We start from the raw sequence: 23702 nt of genomic DNA on the forward strand, positions 1-23702 counted from the left end.
ATGAAAAAGACATTATATATCCTTTTACTCGCAGCATTAACACAAACAGGATGTAAGAAATTCAGCGAATTTCAAACAGACCCGAATAAATCTACTGTAGCTACACCCGATTTACTTTTAAATTCGATTGAGCAAAGTGCTTTTCAATCAACCGATATTACTGTGGCATTTGCTTCACGTCAAATGGTATTTACAGATGCCGTTAACTTAAATCAGTATTATGGCTGGACTCGCGGAAGTTATAACGATTACAATAATTTACGTCAGGTGCTTAAAATGGAGCAGGCAGCTGCTAACTTAAGCAAACCTGAATATTTACCCCTTGCAAAGTTTTTTAGAGCATGGTATTTCTTGCAGCTTACGCAGATGTTTGGAGATATTCCATATAGTCAGGCTCTAAAAGGCGACGAAAATGTTTCAAGTCCTGCTTATGATAAACAGGAAGATATTTATTTAAATATCCTAAACGACCTAAAAGCTGCAAATGGAATGATTACGGCGACTACGCCAAGTTTGCAAGGTGATATTGTTTTCAATGGTAACATGCAGCAATGGAAGAGAACGATAAATTCTTTATCGTTAAGGGTTTTGATGAGTTTATCTATCAAAGAAAATGATACCAGATTTGAAATCAAAAAGCGTTTCGCCGAAATCGTGAATAATCCGACTGAATATCCAATTCTAACAGCCAATACCGATAATGCGCAACTTAAGTTTTACGACCTTCAGGGAAATCGTTATCCATATTTTAATAGTAATGATATGCAAACGACTAACTATATGGAAGAGACTTTTGTAAATCTGTTAAAATCTTTAAATGATACACGCTTGTTCAGCTTTGCGGATAAAACACCTAAATCTACAGCATTATCTGCAACAGATTTTAATGCCTATGGTGGTGCTAAAGGTAGTGCTCCTGTTAATGAAAACAATGCCCGTGCCGTTGCAGGAGAGATTTCAAAAATTAATCCACGCTTTTATAATAACCCAACAAACGAAGCTAGCATTGCGCTTGGCTATGCAGAGGTACAGTTTATTCTTGCAGAAGGTGTACAAAGAGGTTGGATTGCGGGTAGCGCAAGTGATTACTACCAAAAAGGTGTTAAAGCTTCAATGCAGTTTTATAACCTAACTGATAATGCAATAAATACCTATTTAGCGCAACCTGCGGTTCAGCTGGCAGGTTCGGCAAATCCTTTGGCAAATATTATTACCCAAAAGTATATTGCTTCGTTTATGAATAGCAGCTGGCAGCCGTTCTTTGAACAACGTAGAACTGGTTTCCCCGTTTTTGATACAACAGGCGCAGGTGTATTAAATGAAAAACGTATTCCAAAACGTTGGATGTATCCGGAAACGGAATTGAGATTGAATCAGCAAAATGTAAGTGGCGCAATTTCAAGACAATTCCCCGAAGGTGATAACATCAATGGCGTAATGTGGTTAATAAAACCTTAATAAAAAGCACCGCCGAATGGCGGTGCTTTTTTGTATAATCTGATCAATATTCAATTACAAATAAAATGAGCAAAAAAATATTAGTCTTGTTGCTAATGGCGATCTCTATGAATAGCCTTGCACAGAAAACAAAAAAAACAGTTTTTATCATCGCTGATGGTATTCCTGCCGATTTAATTGAGCGACTTGAATTACCGAATATTAAGCGCATAATTAAGGCAGGTAGTTATACGCGAATGTATGTTGGCGGAGAAAAAGATGGCTACAGTCAAACACCAACAATATCTGCTGTAGGTTATAATAGCCTTTTAACAGGCGTTTGGTTTAATAAACATAATATTCCTGATAACGATATTAAAGACCCAAACTATAATTATCAAAATATATATAGGTTTTTTAAAACTCAATATCCGAATAAAAAAACAGCCATATTTTCTAGCTGGATAGATAATAGAACAAAGTTACTTGGACATAATTTACCTGCTGCGGGAAATTTAAAATTAGACCAGTATTTTGATGGTTACGAACTTGATACGGCTAAATTTAAACATGATAAAGCTCGTGATTTTATGAACAAAATAGATGAGCAGGTAATTAATGAGGCCAGCATAACAATAAAAAAAGATGCGCCAGACCTTTCGTGGATTTATCTGGAATATACCGATGATATGGGGCATATGTATGGAGATAGCCCACAGTTTACAGCAGCAATAAAAAAGTTTGATGTGCAACTTGGTAAAATCTACGATGCAATTGAATATCGTAAAAAGAACAACAACGAAGATTGGCTTTTGGTCGTAACAACCGACCACGGTCGTGATGAAAAGACTGGCCGAAATCACGGAGGACAGTCGCAAAGACAGCGTAGTACTTGGATGGTTTCGAACTATCCTCAGCTAAACAGCTATGCAAAATATTATAATCCCGCTATTGTAGATATTATGCCTTCAATTGCCAGATATATGAATGTAGAAATTCCAAAAGCAAATCAAATGGAAGTTGATGGCACACCGTTGATTGGAGAGGTATCAATTGCCGATGCAAGTGTTAATTATATTCAGGGGAATATAGATGTAAGTTGGAAAGCTTTATCAAACACTGGAACCGTTAAAGTTTGGGTAACGCCAACCAATAATTTTAAAAGAGGAGGTAAAGATGATTATCAGCTTTTGGCTGAGGTTCCAGTTACGGATAAACATGCTTTTGTTAACATAGAAAAGTATCCTTCTAAATTTTATAAGGTTGTTTTGGAAGCTAAAAATAACATGATAAACCGCTGGATTGTTCTAAAATAGTTTCAAGTAAAAGGAATAGATGCCTCTTAGTTTCTTAAAAGTAGAATTAAGAGGTATCTATACGATCGGTTTCTGCAAAAACTCACTTGGGGTTTTTCCAAACTGCTTCTTAAACTCGAGGCTAAAGTATTTTCTGTCGTTAAAGCCAACAGCATAGGCAATTTCAGAAATGTTTCCAGCATTTTGCTCTAATAGCTGTGCGGCTCTTTTTAACCTTATAAATTTTATAAAGTCGTTTACCGATAAATCGGTTAGCGCCCTTATTTTTTTATATAGAATTGGTTGGCTCATCCCGATTTCAAAAGCTAAGGCAGGTACGTCGAAATTCGGATTGGCAATCTGATTTTCAATAATGTTAATGATCTTTTCTACAAAGTTTTGCTCTGTTTTATTGATAATCATATTTTTAGGTTCGAGCATTACAACCTGCCCAAATTTTTGCCTGATTGTTTCTCTGGTAATTAACAGATTATGAATATTTAATTCTAAAATTTTTAAATTGAAGGGCTTCATAATATAGGCATCGGCGCCATTTTCGAAGCCATTTAATTGATGTACATAAGCCGAACGGGCAGTTAAAAGCATAACAGGTATATGGCTTGTTCTTTCGTCTGTTTTTAATCTTCTGCACAGCTCAAGCCCGTCCATATTTGGCATCATTACATCACTCAAAATCAAATCAGGAATTAACTCTAAAGCAGCCGCTAAACCTTGTTGTCCGTCTTCACTTTCGTAAATATTATAGCTTTTATTTAGGGCATTTTTAATAAAGTTCCGAACATCAATATTATCCTCAACTAATAAAACACTGTATTTCTTTTGCGTTTCCGAAACTACAGGATCTGAAGAATGGATTGATAAATCTTTGGAAATAATAGGACTAATATTTACAGCGTAATTTTTAGCATCATCATAATAAACATAATCAGACATTAATTCTGACTGTTTAAAGTGTTTTACACCTTTTCTTAGTTTAATATTAAAACAAGTACGACCGTGTTTTACAGCTGTTTCGGTTTCGCTTTCAATTTTAATTTCGCCGTGATGTAACTCTGTTATACTCTTTGATAGTGATAAGCCTAAACCAGTTCCAATATTTGTACTTGGATTAGCCTGATAGAAATTTTCAAATAAGTTTCCCTGTTTATCCAGAGGGATTCCTTTGCCATTATCGCTAATTTCTAAATAAACATTATCGGTATCCTGTTTAATTTTTAAATTAATCTCGCCGTTTTTTTGTGTAAACTTAAAAGCATTCGACAATAAATTAAACAACACCTTTTCTAATTGAATTTTATCGAAATAAAGCACTATTTCTTCATCATCTGCCGAAAAATTATAGTCTATTTGATTTGTTATGGCCCAGTTTTGAAAAGCGAGAAAGATTTCCTTGCAAAATTTAACAATATTTCCGGGGCTAACCTGTAAAGTCATTTTTCCACTTTCAGCCTTTCTAAAATCCAATAATTCGGTAATAAGATTCATTAGCCGATCTGCATTATTCTTTATAGGCTGCAAATCTCTGCTTAATTCTGGGTTATCTACAGCGCTGTCGATTAGCTTTTCTAACGGGCCAATAATTAGTGTTAAAGGAGTTCTGATTTCGTGAGAGATATTGGTGAAGAATTCCAATTTATGCTCATTAATTTCTTTTTCTTTTGATAAAACTGCTCTTATTAATAAATACCTAACCAGTACAAAAAGTATGGCCGCAATAAAAAGTAAATAAATTAAATATGCCCACCAGGTTTGGTAAAATGGCGGCAAAACTTCAATCTTAAGTTGGGCTGGCTTTGAAGTCCAAACGCCATCGTTATTACTCCCTTTAACTAATAATGTATAATTACCTGGTGATAAGTTGGTATAACTTGCCGAAGGCGTATTTACGTAATTCCAGTTTTTTTCGAAGCCAGTTAGTTTATAAGCATAAAGGTTTTTATTGGGTTTTATAAAATTTAATACCGTAAAATCAACCGAGAAAACATTTTGATCAGATTTAAAAGTGATGGATTGCGTATCGCTGATATTTGTTTTAAGCAAACCATCATCATCATTTAATTTAATAGATCTGTTAAACAATTTTAAATCAGTAAAAACGGCTATTGGTACTTCTTTGTTTTGCTTTACCGCCTTCGGGAAAAAACTAATCAAGCCATTTAGGCTGCCGAAGAAATATTCCCCATAACTATCTTTAAATAATGATTTATAATTAAATTCATTTCCTGGCAAACCATCTTTGATGTTATAAATATCAAATGTTTTTTTTTGCTGGTTGTACTTACAAAGACCATTATCTGTACTGATCCATAAATTATTGTCTTCATCCTCTAAAACGCCTACAATATTGTTACTTGGTAAACCATCAACTGCTTTAATTTGAGTATAAATATGTTTTTTTGTATCCAGCTTGAACAAGCCGTTTCTAAAGGTGCCGAGCCAAAAGAAACCTTTCTGATCTTCGGTGATACAGCTTATATTACCGTAAGGAAGTACAGCTGGATGATCTGCCCTTCGTGAAATAAATTTACTGGATTTGTTTTTAAGTTGATGTAAGCCAGAATTTGTAGCTACCCAAATGGTTTGCATTGAATCTTCATAGATAAAAAAGACAGCATCGTGTCGACCATTTAGCCTGTTTCTAATAAACTTTCCCGTTTCGGTATTAAAGCTATTTAGGCCGTTATTTGTGCCTACCCAAAATCGGCCCTGGCTATCTTCGAAAATTGAGGTTATTTCATCATTACTTATTGATGATGTATCATTTCTCTTGCTGGTAAATCGGGTAAAAGTATTGTTTTCAGGATTAAAAAGATTTAAACCACCGAGATGTGTACCAATCCATATTCTGCCCTTTTTATCCTTTATAATTGATTTAACAAGGTTTGAACTTAAACTATTCGGGTTATTGGGACTATATATATAATGAGTGAAGGTATTGGTTTGCCTGTTTAAATAATTAAGCCCTTCACCTTCGGTACCAATCCATAAATTGTGTTTATTATCTTCTGTTATAGAACTTACTACATTACTATTTAAACCTGCTTTCGAGCTACTGTACACCTTAAATGGTGTGTAGTTTGGATAAACCAGATTAACACCGCCATAATAGGTTCCAACCCAGATAATCCCTTGTTTATCCTGAAAAATGTCGTACACAGAATTCTGGCTTAAGCTGGAACTATTACCAGGCTCATTCTGTATATTACTGAAAATCCTGGTCGCTGGATCGTAAATATTAATACCATGTAAAGTGCCAATCCAAAGCTTGCCTGTTTTATCTACAATAATTTTTCTAATGTTATTACTGCTGATACCAGCAGAATTAAGGCTGTTGTAGGAGTAAGTAACGATGTTTCCAGTTTTGAGATCAAGCTTATTTAAGCCAGTTTGTTTTGTTCCAATCCACAAATTATTCTCCCAATCTTGGATAATGCTGGTTATATGGTTATCGATCGCTTTATTAATCTGATCGCTGAAAGATTTAAAATATTTAAACTTAGCTTTTCCTTTTTCAAATGTTATGTTCATTAAGCCATCCGTTGCACTTAACCAGATTGTTCCTGTGTTATCTTCAGTAATCGCGTAAATTTGCTGCGGATGGTTTTTGTCGTTAAGAAACCTCGTGAAAAGTGAATTTTTTTTAGATTTCAGAAGATTTAATCCATTCGCGGTGCCCACCCACAAACGGTTCTTACTATCCTCGTAAATGCAGTTTATTTTTGAGTTACTTATGCTGCTTTGATTATTTTCCTGATAAATAAAATGATCGAAATTATCTGCTGATTCGTTGTATTTGTTCAGTCCATAAGGCGTTCCAATCCATAAAGTGCCGTCTTTAGAGTGTGTAATTGAAGAAATATACTCCGAGTGGCTCAGGCTTTTTTCCTCATTAGTTTCTTTTTTATAAATTTTGAAATTTCTGGAGTCGTATTTATTCAAGCCAAAACGCGTTCCGAACCAGATAAAACCTTTAGAATCTTGCGCTATTGCGAGGACTGAACTCTGGGATAAACCATTTTCTACATTAAGGTATTTAAAGGCAACAGGTTTTTGGGCACGCGTAATACAAAGACAGAATAAGAATACTAGGGTTATATGAAATCGCATGCCTTTGAGGTAAGGTAGGTTAGTTAAACTGAATAAAATTACAATTATGTTTTTATTAATAAAATGAATTAATAAAGGGAAAGACGTTTTAACGTTTTAGCTATCCATTTTCCCTAATTGTAAGGCATTAATATTTCGTGTTTAGAATTTTACCCCTATTCTTTTAGGATTTTACCCCCTCCAATAAGCCTTAAAGCCACAAATTTGAACCAACCAAATATTTTGAAGCAACCAAACTTCTAAGCTTATATCATTTTTTTGTAGCGAGTAAATATAAAATTCGAGCCGTTTCTTTTAGAGTTGTGCCAAAAATTTTGCGATCAAAACTTCAATAAACCATATAACCAAGTAAACAAAAAATGAATAAACTTTACAAACATCTCAAAATTGGAGAAGCAAAATCGAGTCGTTTTTACGGCTCTGCAAAACTATTCTCTTTAATTATGCTTTTGAGTTTTATGGCATTTACGGCCTCCGCTCAATCCATAAAAATTTCTGGAACAGTAAAAGATACGAAAGGGGAGATCATCCCTGGAGTTAGTGTAAAAGTAAAAGGAACTTCAACGGCCACAGTAACATCTGATGAGGGTAAATTTTCATTAGCTGTACCATCATCGCAAAGCATACTTATATTTTCTTTCATCGGTTACGATACAAAGGAAGTAACCGTTGGTAACTCTACCAATTTGGTGGTTACCATACAAGATCAGAATAATAGTTTGAATGATGTTGTGGTTGTGGGTTATGGGGTGCAAAAGAAAGTAAATGTTATTGGTTCGGTAGCAACGATAGATGCTAAAGCGATAGAAAATCGTCCAGTAACCAATCTTTCCTCTTCTCTAGGCGGTTTAAGTTCTGGTGTTTCTGTAAGGCAGGCATCTGGTAAGCCTGGTGCTGATGGGGCAACTATAAGGATTCGGGGAACGGGAACACTAAACAGTAACAATGCATTAATTATTGTAGATGGTATAGTAGGCAGTATGGATGCTGTAAACCCTAATGATGTAGAAACCATTTCTATTTTAAAAGATGCAGCAGCAGCTTCTATTTATGGATCGCTTGCAGCTAATGGCGTAATTTTAATTACAACAAAAAAAGGTAAGCAGGGAAAAACGACTGTAACCTACAGTGGTCTTGGTTCGGTTGCGAAACCTGCTAATTTACCAACCTTTGTTACGGATTACATTACCCACATGAATTTGGTTAACGAAGGTTACAGGAATTTAGGGCAAACACCAATTTATACAGACGCAACAATTGCACTTTGGGCGGCGGCAAATGCAAATCCTGATGGCTTGACAGCCCAAGGGATTCCAAATTATATCGCTTATCCAAATACCGACTGGGGTAAAACTATTTTTGAGGATAATTTTGCTCAACAGCACAACCTTTCTTTAAATGGAGGTAATGAAAATACACAATACTTATTGTCTGCTTTTTACATTAACAATCCTGGTACTATGGCTAATACAGGTTCGGATAAATACAACCTGCGTATTAACCTTCAATCGAAAGTAGCTAGTTTTTTAACCGTTGGAACGCAAACTTTTGCATCAAACCAAACTTTCGGTCTGGCAAGTACAGATAACGCATTTAACTTTTTGCGCCAAACTACGCCCGGTGTTTACCCTGTTTACAATGGTAGATATGGTTTTCCTGCAGCTGCAGAAGAATCTTCAACAGCGAATAATATATCTCAATATTTGTATAGTAATGGTGGAGCCGATAACGAAACCAGAATAAACACCACCGTTTTTGCAAGATTTGATATTGTAAAAGGCTTAAACTTTGAAACCCGATTCAATTATCAAACCCGTCAGGAAGAATCTAACTCACACTCTAATACATTTGAAAAATGGAATTTTGCGACAAATACATTAAAGCAAGCGGCAACAACTCCAGATCAATTAAGTACCAGCTATAATTTTAACAAAAACTATTCATACACGATTGATAACATTTTAAATTACAAAACTACAATATCAAAAGTTCATGATTTAGGTGTTTTGGCTGGTTACAATCAGTATTATTATAACTATTATAACTTTGGGGCAAGTAAAAAAGGCTTAATTGACGAAACCATAACCACCCTCGGTTCTGCAACAACATTAACTTCTGCATCAGGTGATGAGTACGACTATGCATTGCGTTCTTATTTCGGCAGATTAAATTATGCCTTTAAAAACAGGTATTTATTAGAGGGTGTTTTTAGATATGATGGTTCATCAAGATTCTCAGCTGAAAACAGATGGGGGTTCTTCCCTGCATTATCTGCAGGATGGCGCATTTCTGAAGAGCCGTTTATGGAAGGCCTTAACAAATACATAGGTAATCTTAAATTAAGAGCATCCTGGGGTAAAACTGGTAACAATGCATCTGGTAATTACGATTATCAGGCCGTATACGGTGCTACGAATTACTCTTTCAATGCCATCCAGTCAACTGGTTTGGTATCAACCAAATTTGCCAACAACGATTTAAAATGGGAAACCACAACCACAACTAACATCGGTTTAGATGGTAACCTGTTTAAAGGTGCGCTAACCTTCGAAATCGATTTGTATAAAAAATATACGGATGGGATTTTATTTACCCCAACAATTCCTTTAACTACGGGGAACGCAACTGCAGCAACGCAAAATATTGCCGAAGTATCTAACAAAGGTGTCGAAATAACACTTGGCTATAATGGTAAACTGGGCGAATTTAGATACGGTGTTTCTGGAAACTTTGCCTACAATTTTAACAGAGTTGCTAAATATAAAGGTTTGCTCAATGCAGGTTATACAACAGATGCATCAGGCGCTAGAGTTTACACTTCAAATTTAGGGAACATTTCTAGCGGAGGAACAAACAGAATTTTAGAAGGACACGAAATAAATGAATATTACCTGCAAACTGTTTACAAAGGAACGGGTAACTATTTTACCGATGGAAAAGTTAATGTAAATGGTGGTCCGAAAGATGGTATGATTCGTACACCAGATGATATGAATTGGTTAAATGCCATGATTGCTGCTGGTTATAAATTTCAACCAACCGATGGCGTGAGCAAAACAAAAACTTATTACGGCGATTTAATTTATGCGGATAACAATGGCGATGGATTGTATGGAAATTCTTTTGATGCGCAGTTTCTAAATAAATCTTCAACACCAAGATATAACTATGGTTTTAATCTAAATATGTCGTACAAAAATATCGACCTGTCTATGTTATGGTCTGGTAGTGCAGGTATGTGGTACTACTGGAATGCAACGGGTTACAACAACTCAATCGTATCATTGGGTAATGCCGTGAGTACATTAATTGCCAATGATCATTATTATTATAATGATGCTAATCCAAATGATCCCGCTAATAGCATTACGGCGCACTACCCTCGTTTAAAAAATACGACTGATGCCCAAAACGCTGCGGTGACTAGTGATTTCTATTTATACAACGCATCTTATTTAAAATTGAAAAATTTACAGATTGGTTATACCATTCCTGAAAAGATTTCAAAAAAAGCCTTAATCAGCAGAGCTAGAATTTACGTGTCGGGAGAAAACCTTTGGACGATCACCAATTATCCTGGTTTAGATCCAGAGATCGGAGCAGGCGTAGGTTACCCAACGATGCGCCAGTATTCTGTAGGATTAAATGTTACTTTTTAACGATTTAGAAAGAAGAAAATGAAAAAGATATTAACTATAATATTTGCAATTGCTGTGCTAACAGGTTGCAAGAAAAATTTACTAGATACAGCACCATATTCTCAGGTTGCATCAGAAACGATGTGGACAACCGATAATTTAACCGATCAGGGAATAACTGGTGTTTACGCAATTTTAAGATACGGTTGGACTAGCGGTGGCGCTTCGGGTTTAGAGCTTTATCAAATGGATGCCTTAGGTATGACAGGGCAAACTAGTGGCGCCGAATCCCTGCTTTCTGGAACAATTACGCCAGCGAACGGATATTTTAGCTCCCATTGGCAAAACTTGTACGAAGGAATTCAACGAGCAAATGATGCCCTTAAAAATATTCCTTTAAAATCACCTTCCTCGCCAGAAAAAAAGGCAAGATATATCGCGGAATGTAAATTTTTAAGAGCTTATTTTTATTTGAGATTAAATCAGCTTTACAAAGGTGTGCCCATTTATCTAGAACCTTTTAACGCAGCCGAGGCAACAAAGGCACGCTCAAGCGAGGCCGAGGTTTGGGCACAGGTTGTTAACGATCTTAATGCCGCCATTGCGGAACCAAATTTACCTGATCGTTATACTAGTGGTAATGCGCAATATGGCCATATCACAAAAGGAGCAGCTTATGCTTTACGCGGTAAAGCTTATTTGTACACTCAAAAATGGGATCTGGCTGCTGCCGATTTCAGCAAGGTTAAAGAGGCTGGTTATACATTGTTCGCCAACTATTCTAACTTATTTAAAACAGCCAATGAACAATCTAGTGAAATGATATTTTCAATTCAAAATATCGGTGTTACGGGTTTTGGATCAGATACGCAGTTTTATTGTGGTACCCGCTCTTCTTTCGGCTCTTGCTGGAATACCTATCATGTTTCGCCTAATTTGGTCGATTTGTACGAAAATGCCGATGGTTCTAAATTCGATTGGGAAGTTGCCATTCCTGGTTATTCGGCTTTAAGTGTAGCAGAACGTGAAGTTTACTTCTTAAGAAATAATTTAACTACTGCAGAAATTGCTGCGGCTACGGTTAGAGGCGCAAAAATGAGCCTTTATTTGCCTACAGGTAACGAAGCTCGGTTGATTAAAGCTTATACAAACCGCGATCCACGATTGGCTGCGAACGTAATTACGCCATATTCTACATACGTAGGCGTGTTTAGTGGCGCTAATGCGGTTGTAACTTCGAGGTGGCCATATCGTGCGGAAGCAGCAACCAATGGCGATTTACGTACCGATACCCAAAGCCTACTTTATTACCTATACAGAAAATATGTTTACGAAGGTACAGCAGAAACACCTGCAAGAGATTACGGGCCAACGGACCTGGTTTTAATAAGATATGCAGATGTGCTTTTAATGTGGGCTGAAGCACTTAACGAACAGGGTTTGATTTCAGAATCAATTGCAAAGGTTAACGAAGTTAGAAGTCGTGCTGGCGTAGCATTACTTCAAAATACAAATGGTGCTTTACCTACATATGTTACTTCGCAGGCTGATTTAAGAGAACGCATTCGCAATGAAAGAAGAGTTGAATTCCCGAACGAAGGAATTAACTTCTTTGATGAAATGAGATGGAAAACCTGGAAAGAAAAAGTGTTTTATGCAGGTAATGGTGTAAAACAAGCCTGGGGAAAAGTGGTATATGCTTACTCGTTTAAGGGAGATTACCTTTACAATTGGGCAATTCCAGCTGTAGAGATAGAAAGAAACCCCAACCTGACTCAAAACCCAGGTTGGATAAATTAAGTTGGTTAGTTTGAGGTCGTCATTTGGTGATGACGGCCTTTTTTTAATTTTTAAAATGCACTAATAAAAATATTTACCTTTCATTTTTTACGGCTTGCAGTAAATTTTTTGCTTAAAAAAACTTTGCTATGAGGGTTTTCTCATCTGAGTTAAATGCTAACTGGCCGAATTGGGTTTATAATTTAAAATCAAAAGAATAATAGCTGATCAATCCCTTTGAATATGAAGATTTTTAAAAATAAATATACTTGGCTGCTTATCTTTTCGCTCTCTTTCCTTATAAATGCTAAAGCTCAGAATCAAGTAAAAAGAGATTGGTTAATTCAAACATATAATAAAGTTTATCCCAACGGAAATGCTTTTCCAAACTTGCCCGAATGGCAAAAACAACAAGCCATAAATTCATTAAAAACAATTCAGGCGCTGCCCGATAGTGTTAAAGACAAACTTATAAAGCAAGCAGAAAAGGCCGTTGCTTATAATTGGCCATCACTTCCTGCTTCATTATATCTCGATTATAAATTGACAGGCACAAGGGTTAATTATGAAAACTTACAAAATGAACGTAGAAAAATATTATCGAATTTAGTTGCTGGAGAACTTATCCAAGACAAAGGAAAATACATCCCTCAAATTGTAAATGGCCTTTGGCTTATTCTGGAAGAAAGCACATGGGTAGCTCCCGCTCATATTGTGGTGCAAAAAGAAGGCGCTGATCTGGCAAATATCGAAAATCCTTATATCGATTTAAACGCATCAAAAACAGCCTTAACAGTGGCGGCTATTTACGGTGTACTCGCACCAAAGCTGGCGAACTATTCTAAAGTGATCAACCGAAGAATTTTATCTGAACTTAATCGTCGAATTTTCGAGCCATACTTAAAATACGATAATTTTTGGTGGATGGGTTTTAAAGGAAATTCAGTAAACAACTGGAACACTTATGTAAACGCAAATTGTTTACAGGCGGCATTATTCGTTCTTGCTCCAGGCGATCAGCTGGATGCTTTAACCGTAAAACTTTTAAAGAGTACCGATAATTTTATAAATCAGTATCCAGAAGATGGAGGTTGCGATGAAGGTCCTTCTTATTGGGATATGGCTGGCGGAAGATTGATATGGTTAATGACCACACTTAATCAGGCATCCGACCACAAACTGAACTGGAACGATAAAGAGCTGATCCACAAAATTGGTGCTTATACATATAAGATGCAGATTGCAAATCGATATGTTGTAAATTTTGCCGATGCGTTTTCAAAATACGGACAAAATCCAGAAAGTGTTTATCAATATGGCGTAATGTTTAATGATGAAAAACTAAAAAATTATGCCGCCTTTCTGTTTAACTCCGAAAATAAACAGGTTTCGTCTAACGATATCAGCGATTTTCTGGCCATCTCCAATTTGTATCAAGATCTGAAATCGACACCTGCAAAAGCACCATATCCATTATATGCAGCATTGCCCGATTTGCAGGTTTTTAATGCAAGGCAAAAGGCTGGCGATACACAAGGATTGTTTTTCGCTGCAAAAGGAGGGAGTAACGCAGAAAGCCATAACCATAATGATATAGGCAATTTTATAGTTTATAGCAATGGAAAGCCAGTTTTAATTGACGTTGGAGTAGGCGTTTATACCAGTAAAACTTTTAGCAGCAAACGTTATGAACTTTGGAACGTACAATCGCAATGGCATAATTGTCCGACTATAAACGGTGTGCAACAACACGATGGCAAGCAATATGTGGCCGCTAACTTTAGGTTTAACAATACAAGTAATTTGGCTACAGTTTCTATGGATATCGCGAATGCCTATCCCGCAGCGGCCGCTGTAGAAAAATGGAACCGAACAATCACCCTTAACAGGACAAAAAATGAAATAAGCCTGATCGATCAGGCTGTGCTGAAAGAATATAAAGCGCCAACCGAGCTTAACTTTTTAACACCCCTAAACGTAGAAATAAAAAAAGGGAAACTTTTATTTCAAACTGGGTTAATACTCCATTTTGATGAGCATAAGTTTGAGGCAAAAATTGATGAACAACAAGTTGATGATGTAAGATTAGCTGCTGCCTGGGGCTCTAAAATCTATCGGATTCGTTTAATCACTAAACTCAAAGAGAAATCTTCAGAATATAAGATTTTGATATCACAGTCAAAAAACTAATAACTATTAATTCGACCAATTGTAAAAACATACATACTTTAAAATGATTATAAAAAGAATTAGCCTTCTGGCAGTTTTAATTGTGCTTAGCTGCAATTTTAGCTTTGCGCAATCGCCAAAAAAACCAATGGTGCAGTTAATAAACGATGAATTCAAATTTGCCCTTGATCAATATAAATTTTTAGCAAAAAATATCCCTGAAGGTTTAACACCACAGAGTTTTGAAAAAAATAAACCTGTAAACTATGATATAAAATGGTGGTGCAGCGGTTTTTATTCGGGTAGTTTATGGTACTTGTATGAGCAAACTAAAGATGAAGCGGTTAAAAAAGAAGCAGAGAAGGCATTAAAGGTTATTGAGCCAAATCAAACTTATACAGGAAATCACGATCTGGGTTTTATGATGTATTGCAGCTTTGGAAATGCCTACCGCTTAACAGGAAAAGAAGAATACAAAACCATTATTAAACGTTCGGCAGAATCTTTAGCTACACGATACCGCCCAAATGTTAAGGCAATTCAATCGTGGAATAAAAATAAATATTGGGATTGTCCTGTTATAATCGACAACATGATGAATCTTGAAATGATGAATTGGGTAAGCGATAACGGTGGAAATCCGAAGTATAAAGAAATTTCAGTCATCCATTCCAACACAACTTTAAAAAACCACTTCCGCCCTGATTTTAGCTCTTACCATGTTATCGATTATAACCCTGAAACAGGCAATGTTAAGAGAAAAGCAACGTGGCAAGGTGCAGCCGATTGTTCTGCATGGTCTCGTGGACAAGGTTGGGCCTTGTACGGATATACCATGATGTATCGCTTTACAAAAGATGAAGTATATTTGAAACAAGCAAAAGGTATTGCGCATTTTATTTTAAATCATCCAAATCTTCCTGCCGATAAAATACCGTATTGGGATTTCGATGCACAAGGAATTCCTTATGCAAAACGCGACGCATCTGCTGGCGCTATAATCGCATCTGCACTTTTGGAACTTGGTCAATACACTTCGGGTAACGAAAAAAATGAGTTTAAATCTGCGGCCGAAACCATGATTTACTCACTTGCAAGTCCTGCCTATCGCGCAAAATTAGGCGAAAATGGCGGTTTTTTATTAATGCACAGTACGGGCGCCTACCCTTTAAACAGCGAAATAGATGTGCCTTTGGTTTATGCCGACTACTATTATTTAGAGGCTTTATTGAGGTTTAAAAAATGGTATTTATAAAAAATAATAATTATTGCTGATGAAATATAGTGTATCATTTTTTGCCTTGCTGATGTTGTTCCAGCTCGCATTAGCACAAAACAAGAAAAACAATACGGGTTTACAAGACCGTGCAATTTGGGTTAAGAGTTTATACAAAATTTCATACCCTGTTATTCATAATCTGGCTAACGAAACGCTAAAGAAAAATATGCCTTTAGAGAAGTTGCCTAATTATGGATTAAACCTAACAAAAGTTACCTATCTGGAAGCTTTGGGGCGAACTGCCGCTGGTGTTGCACCCTGGCTCGCCTTACCCGACGATGAAACCGAAGAAGGAAAAATGCGTAAAAGTTTACGTTTAGAGTTACTTAAAGGATTGGCAAATTCAGTGAATCCCGAAAGTCCTGATTATATGAACTACCGCACCGAAAGCCAACCCATTGTTGATGCAGCTTATGTAGCACAAGCCTTTATCAGAGCGCCAGAAGCACTTTGGAAGCCTTTAGATGATTTGACAAAGAAACGGTTTGTAGAAGAGTTTAAAGCATTGCGTACAAGAAGTGGAGCTTATAACAACTGGCTTTTGTTTTCTGGCTTAACAGAAGGTTTTTTATTAAGCATTGGCGAACAATACGATCCTGCAAGGGTTCAGTTTGCAGTAAATAAGATGAAAGAATGGTACGTTGGCGATAGCTGGTATAGCGATGGCGAAAAGTTTGGCATGGATTACTACAACTCATATGTTATTCACCCGATGCTGGTCGATTTAATGAAGATACTGGTTGATAAAAAAAGAGCACCACAATCTGAATACGATTTAGTATTGAAAAGAATGGTTCGTTATTCAGAATACCTCGAACGCCTTATTTCTCCTGAAGGTACCTATCCCGCTTACGGTCGCTCCATAACTTATCGCACTGCGGCCTTTCAGGCTCTGGCACAAACCGCATTGATGGAAAAGCTCCCCGATTACGTTAAGCCAGCCCAGGTTCGCTGCGGTTTAACAATGGTAATTTACAACCTATACAATGGTAGTCAGAATTTTGATCAACAAGGCTGGTTGGTTTTAGGTTTTAATGGGCACCAACCTGAAGTGGCAGATATATACACCTCTACAGGTAGTTTATACATGGCAACATTAGGATTTTTAACACTTGGTTTACCTGCTGATCACAAATTTTGGACAGATGAAGCTGCTCCATGGACGAGCTTAAAGGCCTGGAAGGGCGAGCAGATAAAAAAGGATTATAAAGTGGAGTATTAATATAGACGATGTATTGTTTTATTAATAAGATGTTCCGAAGTTTAGCCTTTGATATTAGATGAAAGATTATACGCTTTAAATAAATAATTGGTAGATGTTTACAAAGAAAGAAATGAAAATTGGTGCAGTTTTATTGATCATGTTGACGGGTTTTTGCTCAAATCTTAAAGCGCAAACCGTAAAGAAAGTACAATCGCACACTTTTGAAATCCGTGATGGCAGTTTTATGCTGGATGGAAAGTCGATTCAAATTCATAGCGGTGAAATGCATTATGCAAGAATTCCTAAACCTTATTGGCGTCATCGTTTAAAAATGATGAAAGCTATGGGTTTAAATGCTGTAGCTACCTACGTTTTTTGGAACTATCATGAAACTGAACCAGGTAAATGGGATTTCAAATCTGGAAATAAAGATATTGCGGAGTATATCAAAACTGCACAGGAAGAAGGACTGTTTGTTATCCTGCGTCCAGGGCCATACGTTTGCGCCGAGTGGGAGTTTGGAGGTTATCCATGGTTTTTAGCAAAAGTTCCAGGAATGGTTATTCGTGGAAACAATGATCAATATCTTGCTGCTACAAAAGCGTACTTTACGGCTTTGTACGGACAGGTAAAAAACTTATTGGTAAGCAATGGCGGGCCGATTATTATGGTTCAAGGCGAAAATGAATTTGGGTCGTATGTTGCTCAGCGTAAAGATATAAGCCTCGAAGAACATAAAAAATACAGCGCAGCAGTTTTTCAGCAACTTAAAGATGTAGGTTTTAATGTGCCCTTTTTCACATCAGATGGGAGCTGGCTTTTTGAAGGCGGTGCTTTACCTGGCGCTTTACCCACAGCAAATGGAGAAGATGATGTAGCCAAACTTAAAGAAACAGTTAATAAGTTTAATGGCGGAAAAGGGCCTTACATGGTCGCAGAGTTTTATCCAGGATGGCTTGACCATTGGGCAGAGCCTTTTCCAAAGGTCAGCTATAAAAGTGTAGCAAAGCAAACCAGGAAATATCTTGATGGTGGCGTATCTTTTAATTATTATATGGTTCATGGCGGTACAAATTTTGGTTTTACTTCTGGAGCAAATTATGATGGTAAACATGATATTCAGCCTGATTTAACCAGCTATGATTATGATGCGCCAATAAGCGAAGCAGGCTGGGCAACGGTTAAGTATGATACTTTAAGAATGATGCTGAAAACAGCAGAAACGCCAGCAGTTCCAGCAAAAATTCCTGTAATTGCTATTCCAGAAATAGCGTTGTCTAAAGCTGTTGATCTGGAAGATCTGAAGAGCAAAATTACCCCCATAAACGATGATAAGCCATTAACATTTGAAGAATTAAATCAAGGACATGGTTATGTTTGGTATAGCAAAAAGTTCAATCAGCCTATCAGCGGAAAATTAGAGCTTGCTGGCTTGCGTGATTATGCAATTGTATATGTAAATGGCGTTAAAGTTGGGGAGTTAAATAGTTATTATAAAAACTACGAATGCGACATTGATATTCCCTTTAACGCAACTTTAGATATCGTTGTAGAAAACATGGGGCGTATAAATTATGGCTCAAAAATCATAAACAGCACAAAAGGCATTATTTCTCCTGTTATAATTAACGGACAAACCATAACAGGAAACTGGGACATGTATAAACTCCCAATGAATACAATTCCCGATTTGGCCGCTATGAAAAACTCTGCATCAGTTGGCAGACCGACACTTTATCAAGGCAGTTTTAATTTAACTAAAACAGGCGATACTTTTCTGGATATGAAAGACTGGGGAAAGGGCATTGTTTTTATTAACGGGATAAACATTGGCCGTTATTGGAGTGTAGGGCCGCAGCAAACATTATATGTTCCAGGTTGCTGGTTAAAAACAGGAAAGAATGAAATTGCCATTTTTGAACAAAAGAACGACAGTATTCACAAATCGGTAAGTTCGGTTTTACAGCCAGTACTTGATAAGTTAAAAACTGAATAGTATATATTCTAATGTTATTTAAAACAAAAAATAGGTGCTGAATTTTTATTCAGCACCTATTTTTTTAGGTAAACTTTAATTTTTTTTCAATTCCATTAAGCAAAATCGAGCCACAAACTACCTACCTGATAATCTGTAATCGTTGCAGCTGTATTTTGAAAGCGCAAAGCAGCAACTAGCGAGGCCACTTCTTGTTTTATCATTATAATACAGTTTTCGGCAAGTTCTTTTCTAAAACCTTTCTCCTGAAGATCGATAACATATCCAGCACAAATAATTCTGGCAATTATTTTTCCAAGATCTACCAGCTTTCTTTGCGGCAAATGTTCATCAAGACTAAAGTTAATTTCTTCTTTAAAGTAATCAGCAACCTTAATGGTTAATGAGAATTCCTTAAGATAAGCGTAAAGCTGTGCCTGTTTTTGTTTTTTCATGGCTTTAGTTACCATTTCTGCTATTTGGGCATATAACATTTCGTTCGATCCCTCAAATATTTGAAACGGACGACTATCCATAATGCCACGGCCACCAATATGACTGGTACGGTAACCTTTTGCACCCGATAGCTGAACCAGTAATTGTGCGCTTTCCTGCATTAAATCAGTTACAACAGTTTTCATGGTGTTGGCTTCCAGGCCTTCGGTAGCCAGGTTGTTTGCTATGCCACTTATTGATGAACTTCTGGCGCACATGGCCGAACAAATGGTATATGCAGCCTGAAGTCTGGATATTTGATGCTGAACATTATCCATGCAAAGCAAATTGCCCGTACCAACTTTTCTGTTGTAACAATGTGTATAGGCCTCATCAAGCATACGCTTTATAAAACCCATACCCATACCTGGAAACTGCATTCTGCTTCGGTGTAATATGTCGAGCATCATTTTTATTCCAGTAGTTTCAGGCTGAAGTTTGTAATTTTTTGGAACCTCAATATCCAGTTTATTTAAGCCGTATGGGATAATATATAAGCCTGCATTATCATAATATTCTTCTACAAAAATTTGTTGGGCAATTTTCGAATCATCAGAAATAAAGAAATCAATATCTCTTGATAAAGCACCATCGTTACTTTCATTTCTTGTGGCTATGATCCAGTAATTGGCCATACCCGTAAGTCCTTGCCAATGTTTTGTACCTTTAATTTTATAACCATCGGCAGTTTCCTTGTTTATGGTTCTCATATTTAAGGCATCGCTACCGTAATCTGGTTCGGTAATCATCAAACCACCCATGTTTTGTTCTTTCAGAAAACGATCGAAAATACCTTGTTTAATTTCACTGTTCCCGTACTTAGAAAGTGGCTCCAGGAAAAGGGCAATGTTTATTCCAAAAGTTAAGGATAACGATAGCGACTCGTATGATGCAGCAGAAAGTATTCCCAAACATTCTTTAACCAAACTTCCTCTTCCGCCATATTCTTTAGGGATGGCAACAGATAATGGCACATTATCCATAATTCCTTTAAGCAATTCTGGTGGAAGCCCTCTTTGAAGACTTAACAGATCAATATTATATTCTTGCTGAAATAGATGTTTTAATCGTTGCTCAAAATTTTCGAGAAATTCTGGGAATCTTTGGTTAGGGTCTATCATGTTTTTTACTGCCGTAAGCTTTTTTATATATTTAATTTGAGGTCGCTTTTAAACACAAAATCCTCATCACGAGCGTGTATCACTTCCATCGATTTTTTATAATTCGTCGATTTCTTCTTCAAGAAATCCTGTAGAGCGGTTTTTAATTTTTACAATTGCCTCATTTACAAATTCATTGGTTATAATTTCTTTAATGATATTTGTGTTAACGATCAAAAGTGCTGTAAAATAGAAAAAAGAATCTAATAATATGAATCCGCTTAATATGAGGCGTAAATTCTGTTGCCTAAATTATTTTTTTAAGCTGGATAATCCGCCTGAATTCTAACAGCTTTATTTTATAAATGTTTGAGCTCATTTACGCAAGTGAAAGATTTATTGTTTTTTTCGATTCGGGTAATCGCATTAATGCGCTGGAACAGCCAGCCAGTTAAAATTTCTTTTCTGGCGCTATTTGCCAGGCTGTTAATTATTTAAATCTTAATTATTGGTTTAAAGATGATTTATTTACATCGATTGAAATTAGCTTAAGATTAAAATGAACGTATTATGCTTTAATATTATTATTCAGAAAAGGGAAATTTCTTAAATTCAACTGATAAGTTCTTTTTAGTAATATTAATTATGAGAAAAATACTCATTTTATCCCTATGTTTTCTGGGGTTTTGGTACACAGCCACGGCTCGGCCTGCCTTTAAAGTATTGGTTCTTTACGAACAGGGTGGTAACCACACCGAATATTCTAAGGCGGCGAGAATCTGGCTGGATAGCCTTGCATCTAAAGAATCGTTTGCGATTACTTATGTGTATAATACAAAATCCTTTGATGATGAGTTCCTCCGTAGTTTTAAACTAATTATCCAGCTCGATTATCCTCCGTATGCCTGGAGTCCAGAAGCAATGCAAGCATTTCGGGCCTACATTGAAGAGGGAAAAGGCGCCTGGATAGGTTTCCATCACGCTACCCTGCTGGGCGATTTTGATGGCTACAGTATGTGGCCGTGGTTCAGTTATTTTATGGGCGATATTGTTTTTAAAAGCTACATTCCAGGTTTTGCATCTGCAGAAGTTCAGTTAGAAAAACCTGCACATCCTATATTTAAGGGAATTCCCGAGAAGTTTGTAGTAAAAAGGGAAGAATGGTACACCTATAACCAAAGCCCGAGGGCTCATGTCGAGGTTTTAGCAAATGCGAATGAAAATTCTTACGTGCCAGCTCAGGTTCCAAAGATGGGCGATCATCCAGTGATCTGGAGTAATCCTAATGTTAAATCCCGAAATTTATACATTTTTATGGGGCATGGTGCCGATCTGTTTGACAATACTTACTATAAGAAACTCTTCAAAAATTCCATTCTATGGGCTGTAACCCCATATTTATAATACCAACAAACTTAACATGAAACAAGCTTTTTCAATCCTATTGTTGTTTTTATCTTCCTTATGCAGTGTTCTACACGCAAAAGTTATCATTTGTGTAAACCAGATCGGATATACTACTGGTTCATCGAAAGATGCCATAATTGTAAGTGAATATGGCGACAGTTTTAATCAGAAATTTGAGATCATCAATCAAAGTAACCATCAATCCGTATTTCAAGGTATCATAAAAAAGGAAGAAGCATTTACAGAATGGGGAAAAAAAAGCTATTATTTAATAGATTTTTCTGCATTAAAAACGGCAGGTAAATTCTATATTAAGATCATTGCTGCAGACTCAATTCATTCTCCTGTCTTCGAAATTGGTGAAAATATACTTGCTCAAAAAACATTGCCTGCGTTAATGCATTATTTCAGAAATCAGAGAGCTAATACACCGCAGGAACTTGGGCAAGACAAAAACGTTTTGCTGTACGGTTCTGCAAAAACGGTTGATCTTACGGGCGGTTGGTGCGATGCTTCTGGTGATGTGAGTAAGTATTTTTCTCACTTATCTTATGCAAATTTCTTTTCTCCTCAACAGATACCATTGGTAACCTGGAGCCTGATTGATGCATCTGAAAGAATGCCCGAGCTTTTAGGAAAACTTAAACTAACCGATTCCATAAGGGACGAAGCGGTTTACGGAGCAGATTACCTGCTCAAGTCGCTTTCTGAAGAAGGGTATTTCTACATGATTGTTTTTAGTTATTTTAATAAGGATCCGAAAGCACGCAGAGTTGTTGGGCTCCATGCAAATAGCGTAACCACAGATGAATATCAATGCGCATTTCGGGAAGGGGGAGGCATGGCTATTGCCGCCCTGGCAAGAATTTCAGGGTGGTCTATGCTCGGGAAAAATCAAAGAACGAATTATTTGGCTGGAGCCAAACGGGCATACGAACACCTTAAAATTAATAACCTTAAATATTGTGATGATGGAAAGGAGAACATAATAGATAACTATTGTGCGCTAATGGCAGCAAGTGAACTTTTTAAGGTTACTAACGACGAATATTACCTATCGGAAGCCCGTGGGTGGATGCAAAAATTAGAAGCTCGGTTAAGCCCTTCAGGTTATTTTATTTCTGATGATACTGGTCGTCCTTTTTTTCATGCATCTGATGCTGGTCTGCCTGTTATTGCATTAAACAGATATCTAAAACTGGAGAAAGACAAGCAATATAAAAGTCGTGCTCAAAATATAATCAATGCTAATTTAGACTATCAAAATCGCATAAGCACAGAAGTGAGTAATCCTTTTGGCTATCCTCGTCAAACTTTTAGAAATTCTGCAGGTATTCAAAAGTCATTTTTTATCCCTCATGAAAATGAAACTGGCTGGTGGTGGCAAGGCGAAAACGCAAGACTTGCCTCTCTTGCATCGGCAGCCCTGGTAAAAGAAAAAGATAAAAGCCAGCATACATTTGCAACGCAACAACTAAACTGGATTTTAGGATTAAATCCTTATCAAATGTGTTTTATGTATGGAATGGGCGAAAATAATGTGCCTTACATGGCCTCAAATTATGGTCATGGTTCGCAAAAAGGTGGCATATCAAATGGGATCACTGGCCGTTCCGAATCGGGGTTAGGCGATGGCATTGATTTTAAAATCGAAGATAAGGGAAACGAATGGCGCTGGACAGAGCAATGGCTTCCTCATGCGGCGTGGTTTCTTCAAGCCATTACAGCCATGAACGCTGAAACTGATAAAAGATAGAGTCGCTTATGGATAAATTGTTAACACAAAAATAATTTTA

General features: G+C 36.7%; 12 protein-coding genes. 10 read left to right on the forward strand and 2 right to left on the reverse strand.

What is annotated here, in order from left to right; all coding sequences use genetic code 11:
• Together ABD692_RS04910 and ABD692_RS04915 are read left to right on the forward strand one after the other, a co-directional pair.
• Window positions 1-1458, forward strand: a complete 1458-nt coding sequence (locus ABD692_RS04910; RefSeq protein WP_344765459.1) for a SusD/RagB family nutrient-binding outer membrane lipoprotein — start codon at window positions 1-3, stop codon at window positions 1456-1458.
• A 65-nt stretch (window positions 1459-1523) separates the two neighbouring features.
• Window positions 1524-2753 carry an alkaline phosphatase family protein gene (locus ABD692_RS04915; RefSeq protein WP_344765461.1) on the forward strand — a complete coding sequence of 410 codons (1230 nt, stop codon included), beginning with the start codon at window positions 1524-1526 and terminating at the stop codon, window positions 2751-2753.
• A 57-nt stretch (window positions 2754-2810) separates the two neighbouring features.
• Here the strand turns inward: ABD692_RS04915 and ABD692_RS04920 are convergent, their stop codons facing one another.
• A complete protein-coding gene (locus ABD692_RS04920; protein WP_344765463.1) occupies window positions 2811-6860 on the reverse strand; it encodes a two-component regulator propeller domain-containing protein in 4050 nt (1349 codons plus the stop codon).
• Between the two features lie 359 nt (window positions 6861-7219).
• On the opposite strand from ABD692_RS04920, the gene ABD692_RS04925 reads away from it, so the two are divergent.
• From ABD692_RS04925 to ABD692_RS04950, 6 genes are all read left to right on the forward strand, one after another.
• Window positions 7220-10519: a SusC/RagA family TonB-linked outer membrane protein gene (locus ABD692_RS04925; protein WP_344765465.1), complete on the forward strand. Its 3300-nt coding sequence runs from the start codon at window positions 7220-7222 to the stop codon at window positions 10517-10519.
• A gap of 18 nt (window positions 10520-10537) precedes the next feature.
• Window positions 10538-12298, forward strand: a complete 1761-nt coding sequence (locus tag ABD692_RS04930; protein WP_344765467.1) for a RagB/SusD family nutrient uptake outer membrane protein — start codon at window positions 10538-10540, stop codon at window positions 12296-12298.
• A 222-nt stretch (window positions 12299-12520) separates the two neighbouring features.
• Window positions 12521-14467: a heparinase II/III domain-containing protein gene (locus ABD692_RS04935; protein ID WP_344765469.1), complete on the forward strand. Its 1947-nt coding sequence runs from the start codon at window positions 12521-12523 to the stop codon at window positions 14465-14467.
• 43 nt (window positions 14468-14510) lie between these two features.
• Window positions 14511-15701 (forward strand): glycoside hydrolase family 88 protein, encoded by a 1191-nt coding sequence (locus ABD692_RS04940; RefSeq protein ID WP_344765470.1) that lies wholly within the window; start codon window positions 14511-14513, stop codon window positions 15699-15701.
• Window positions 15702-15720: 19 nt separating this feature from the next.
• On the forward strand, window positions 15721-16947 hold the full coding sequence (locus tag ABD692_RS04945; RefSeq protein ID WP_344765472.1) for a DUF2264 domain-containing protein: 1227 nt from the start codon (window positions 15721-15723) through the stop codon (window positions 16945-16947).
• A gap of 94 nt (window positions 16948-17041) precedes the next feature.
• The gene (locus ABD692_RS04950; RefSeq protein WP_344765474.1) at window positions 17042-18925 is read left to right on the forward strand and encodes a glycoside hydrolase family 35 protein; all 1884 of its coding nucleotides are present in this window, start codon (window positions 17042-17044) and stop codon (window positions 18923-18925) included.
• A 95-nt stretch (window positions 18926-19020) separates the two neighbouring features.
• On the opposite strand, the gene ABD692_RS04955 is transcribed toward ABD692_RS04950, so the two are convergent.
• Window positions 19021-20520 carry an acyl-CoA dehydrogenase family protein gene (locus tag ABD692_RS04955; protein WP_344765476.1) on the reverse strand — a complete coding sequence of 500 codons (1500 nt, stop codon included), beginning with the start codon at window positions 20518-20520 and terminating at the stop codon, window positions 19021-19023.
• Window positions 20521-21144: 624 nt separating this feature from the next.
• Between ABD692_RS04955 and ABD692_RS04960 the strand changes: the two genes are divergently transcribed.
• A complete protein-coding gene (locus tag ABD692_RS04960) occupies window positions 21145-21903 on the forward strand; it encodes a ThuA domain-containing protein (RefSeq protein ID WP_344765478.1) in 759 nt (252 codons plus the stop codon).
• Window positions 21904-21919: 16 nt separating this feature from the next.
• Window positions 21920-23662, forward strand: coding sequence for a glycoside hydrolase family 9 protein (locus tag ABD692_RS04965; RefSeq protein ID WP_344765479.1), 1743 nt, complete (start codon window positions 21920-21922; stop codon window positions 23660-23662).
• Window positions 23663-23702 lie beyond the last annotated feature (40 nt).

The sequence above is a fragment of the Pedobacter ginsengiterrae genome, assembly GCF_039537385.1.
Lineage (GTDB): Bacteria > Bacteroidota > Bacteroidia > Sphingobacteriales > Sphingobacteriaceae > Pedobacter > Pedobacter ginsengiterrae.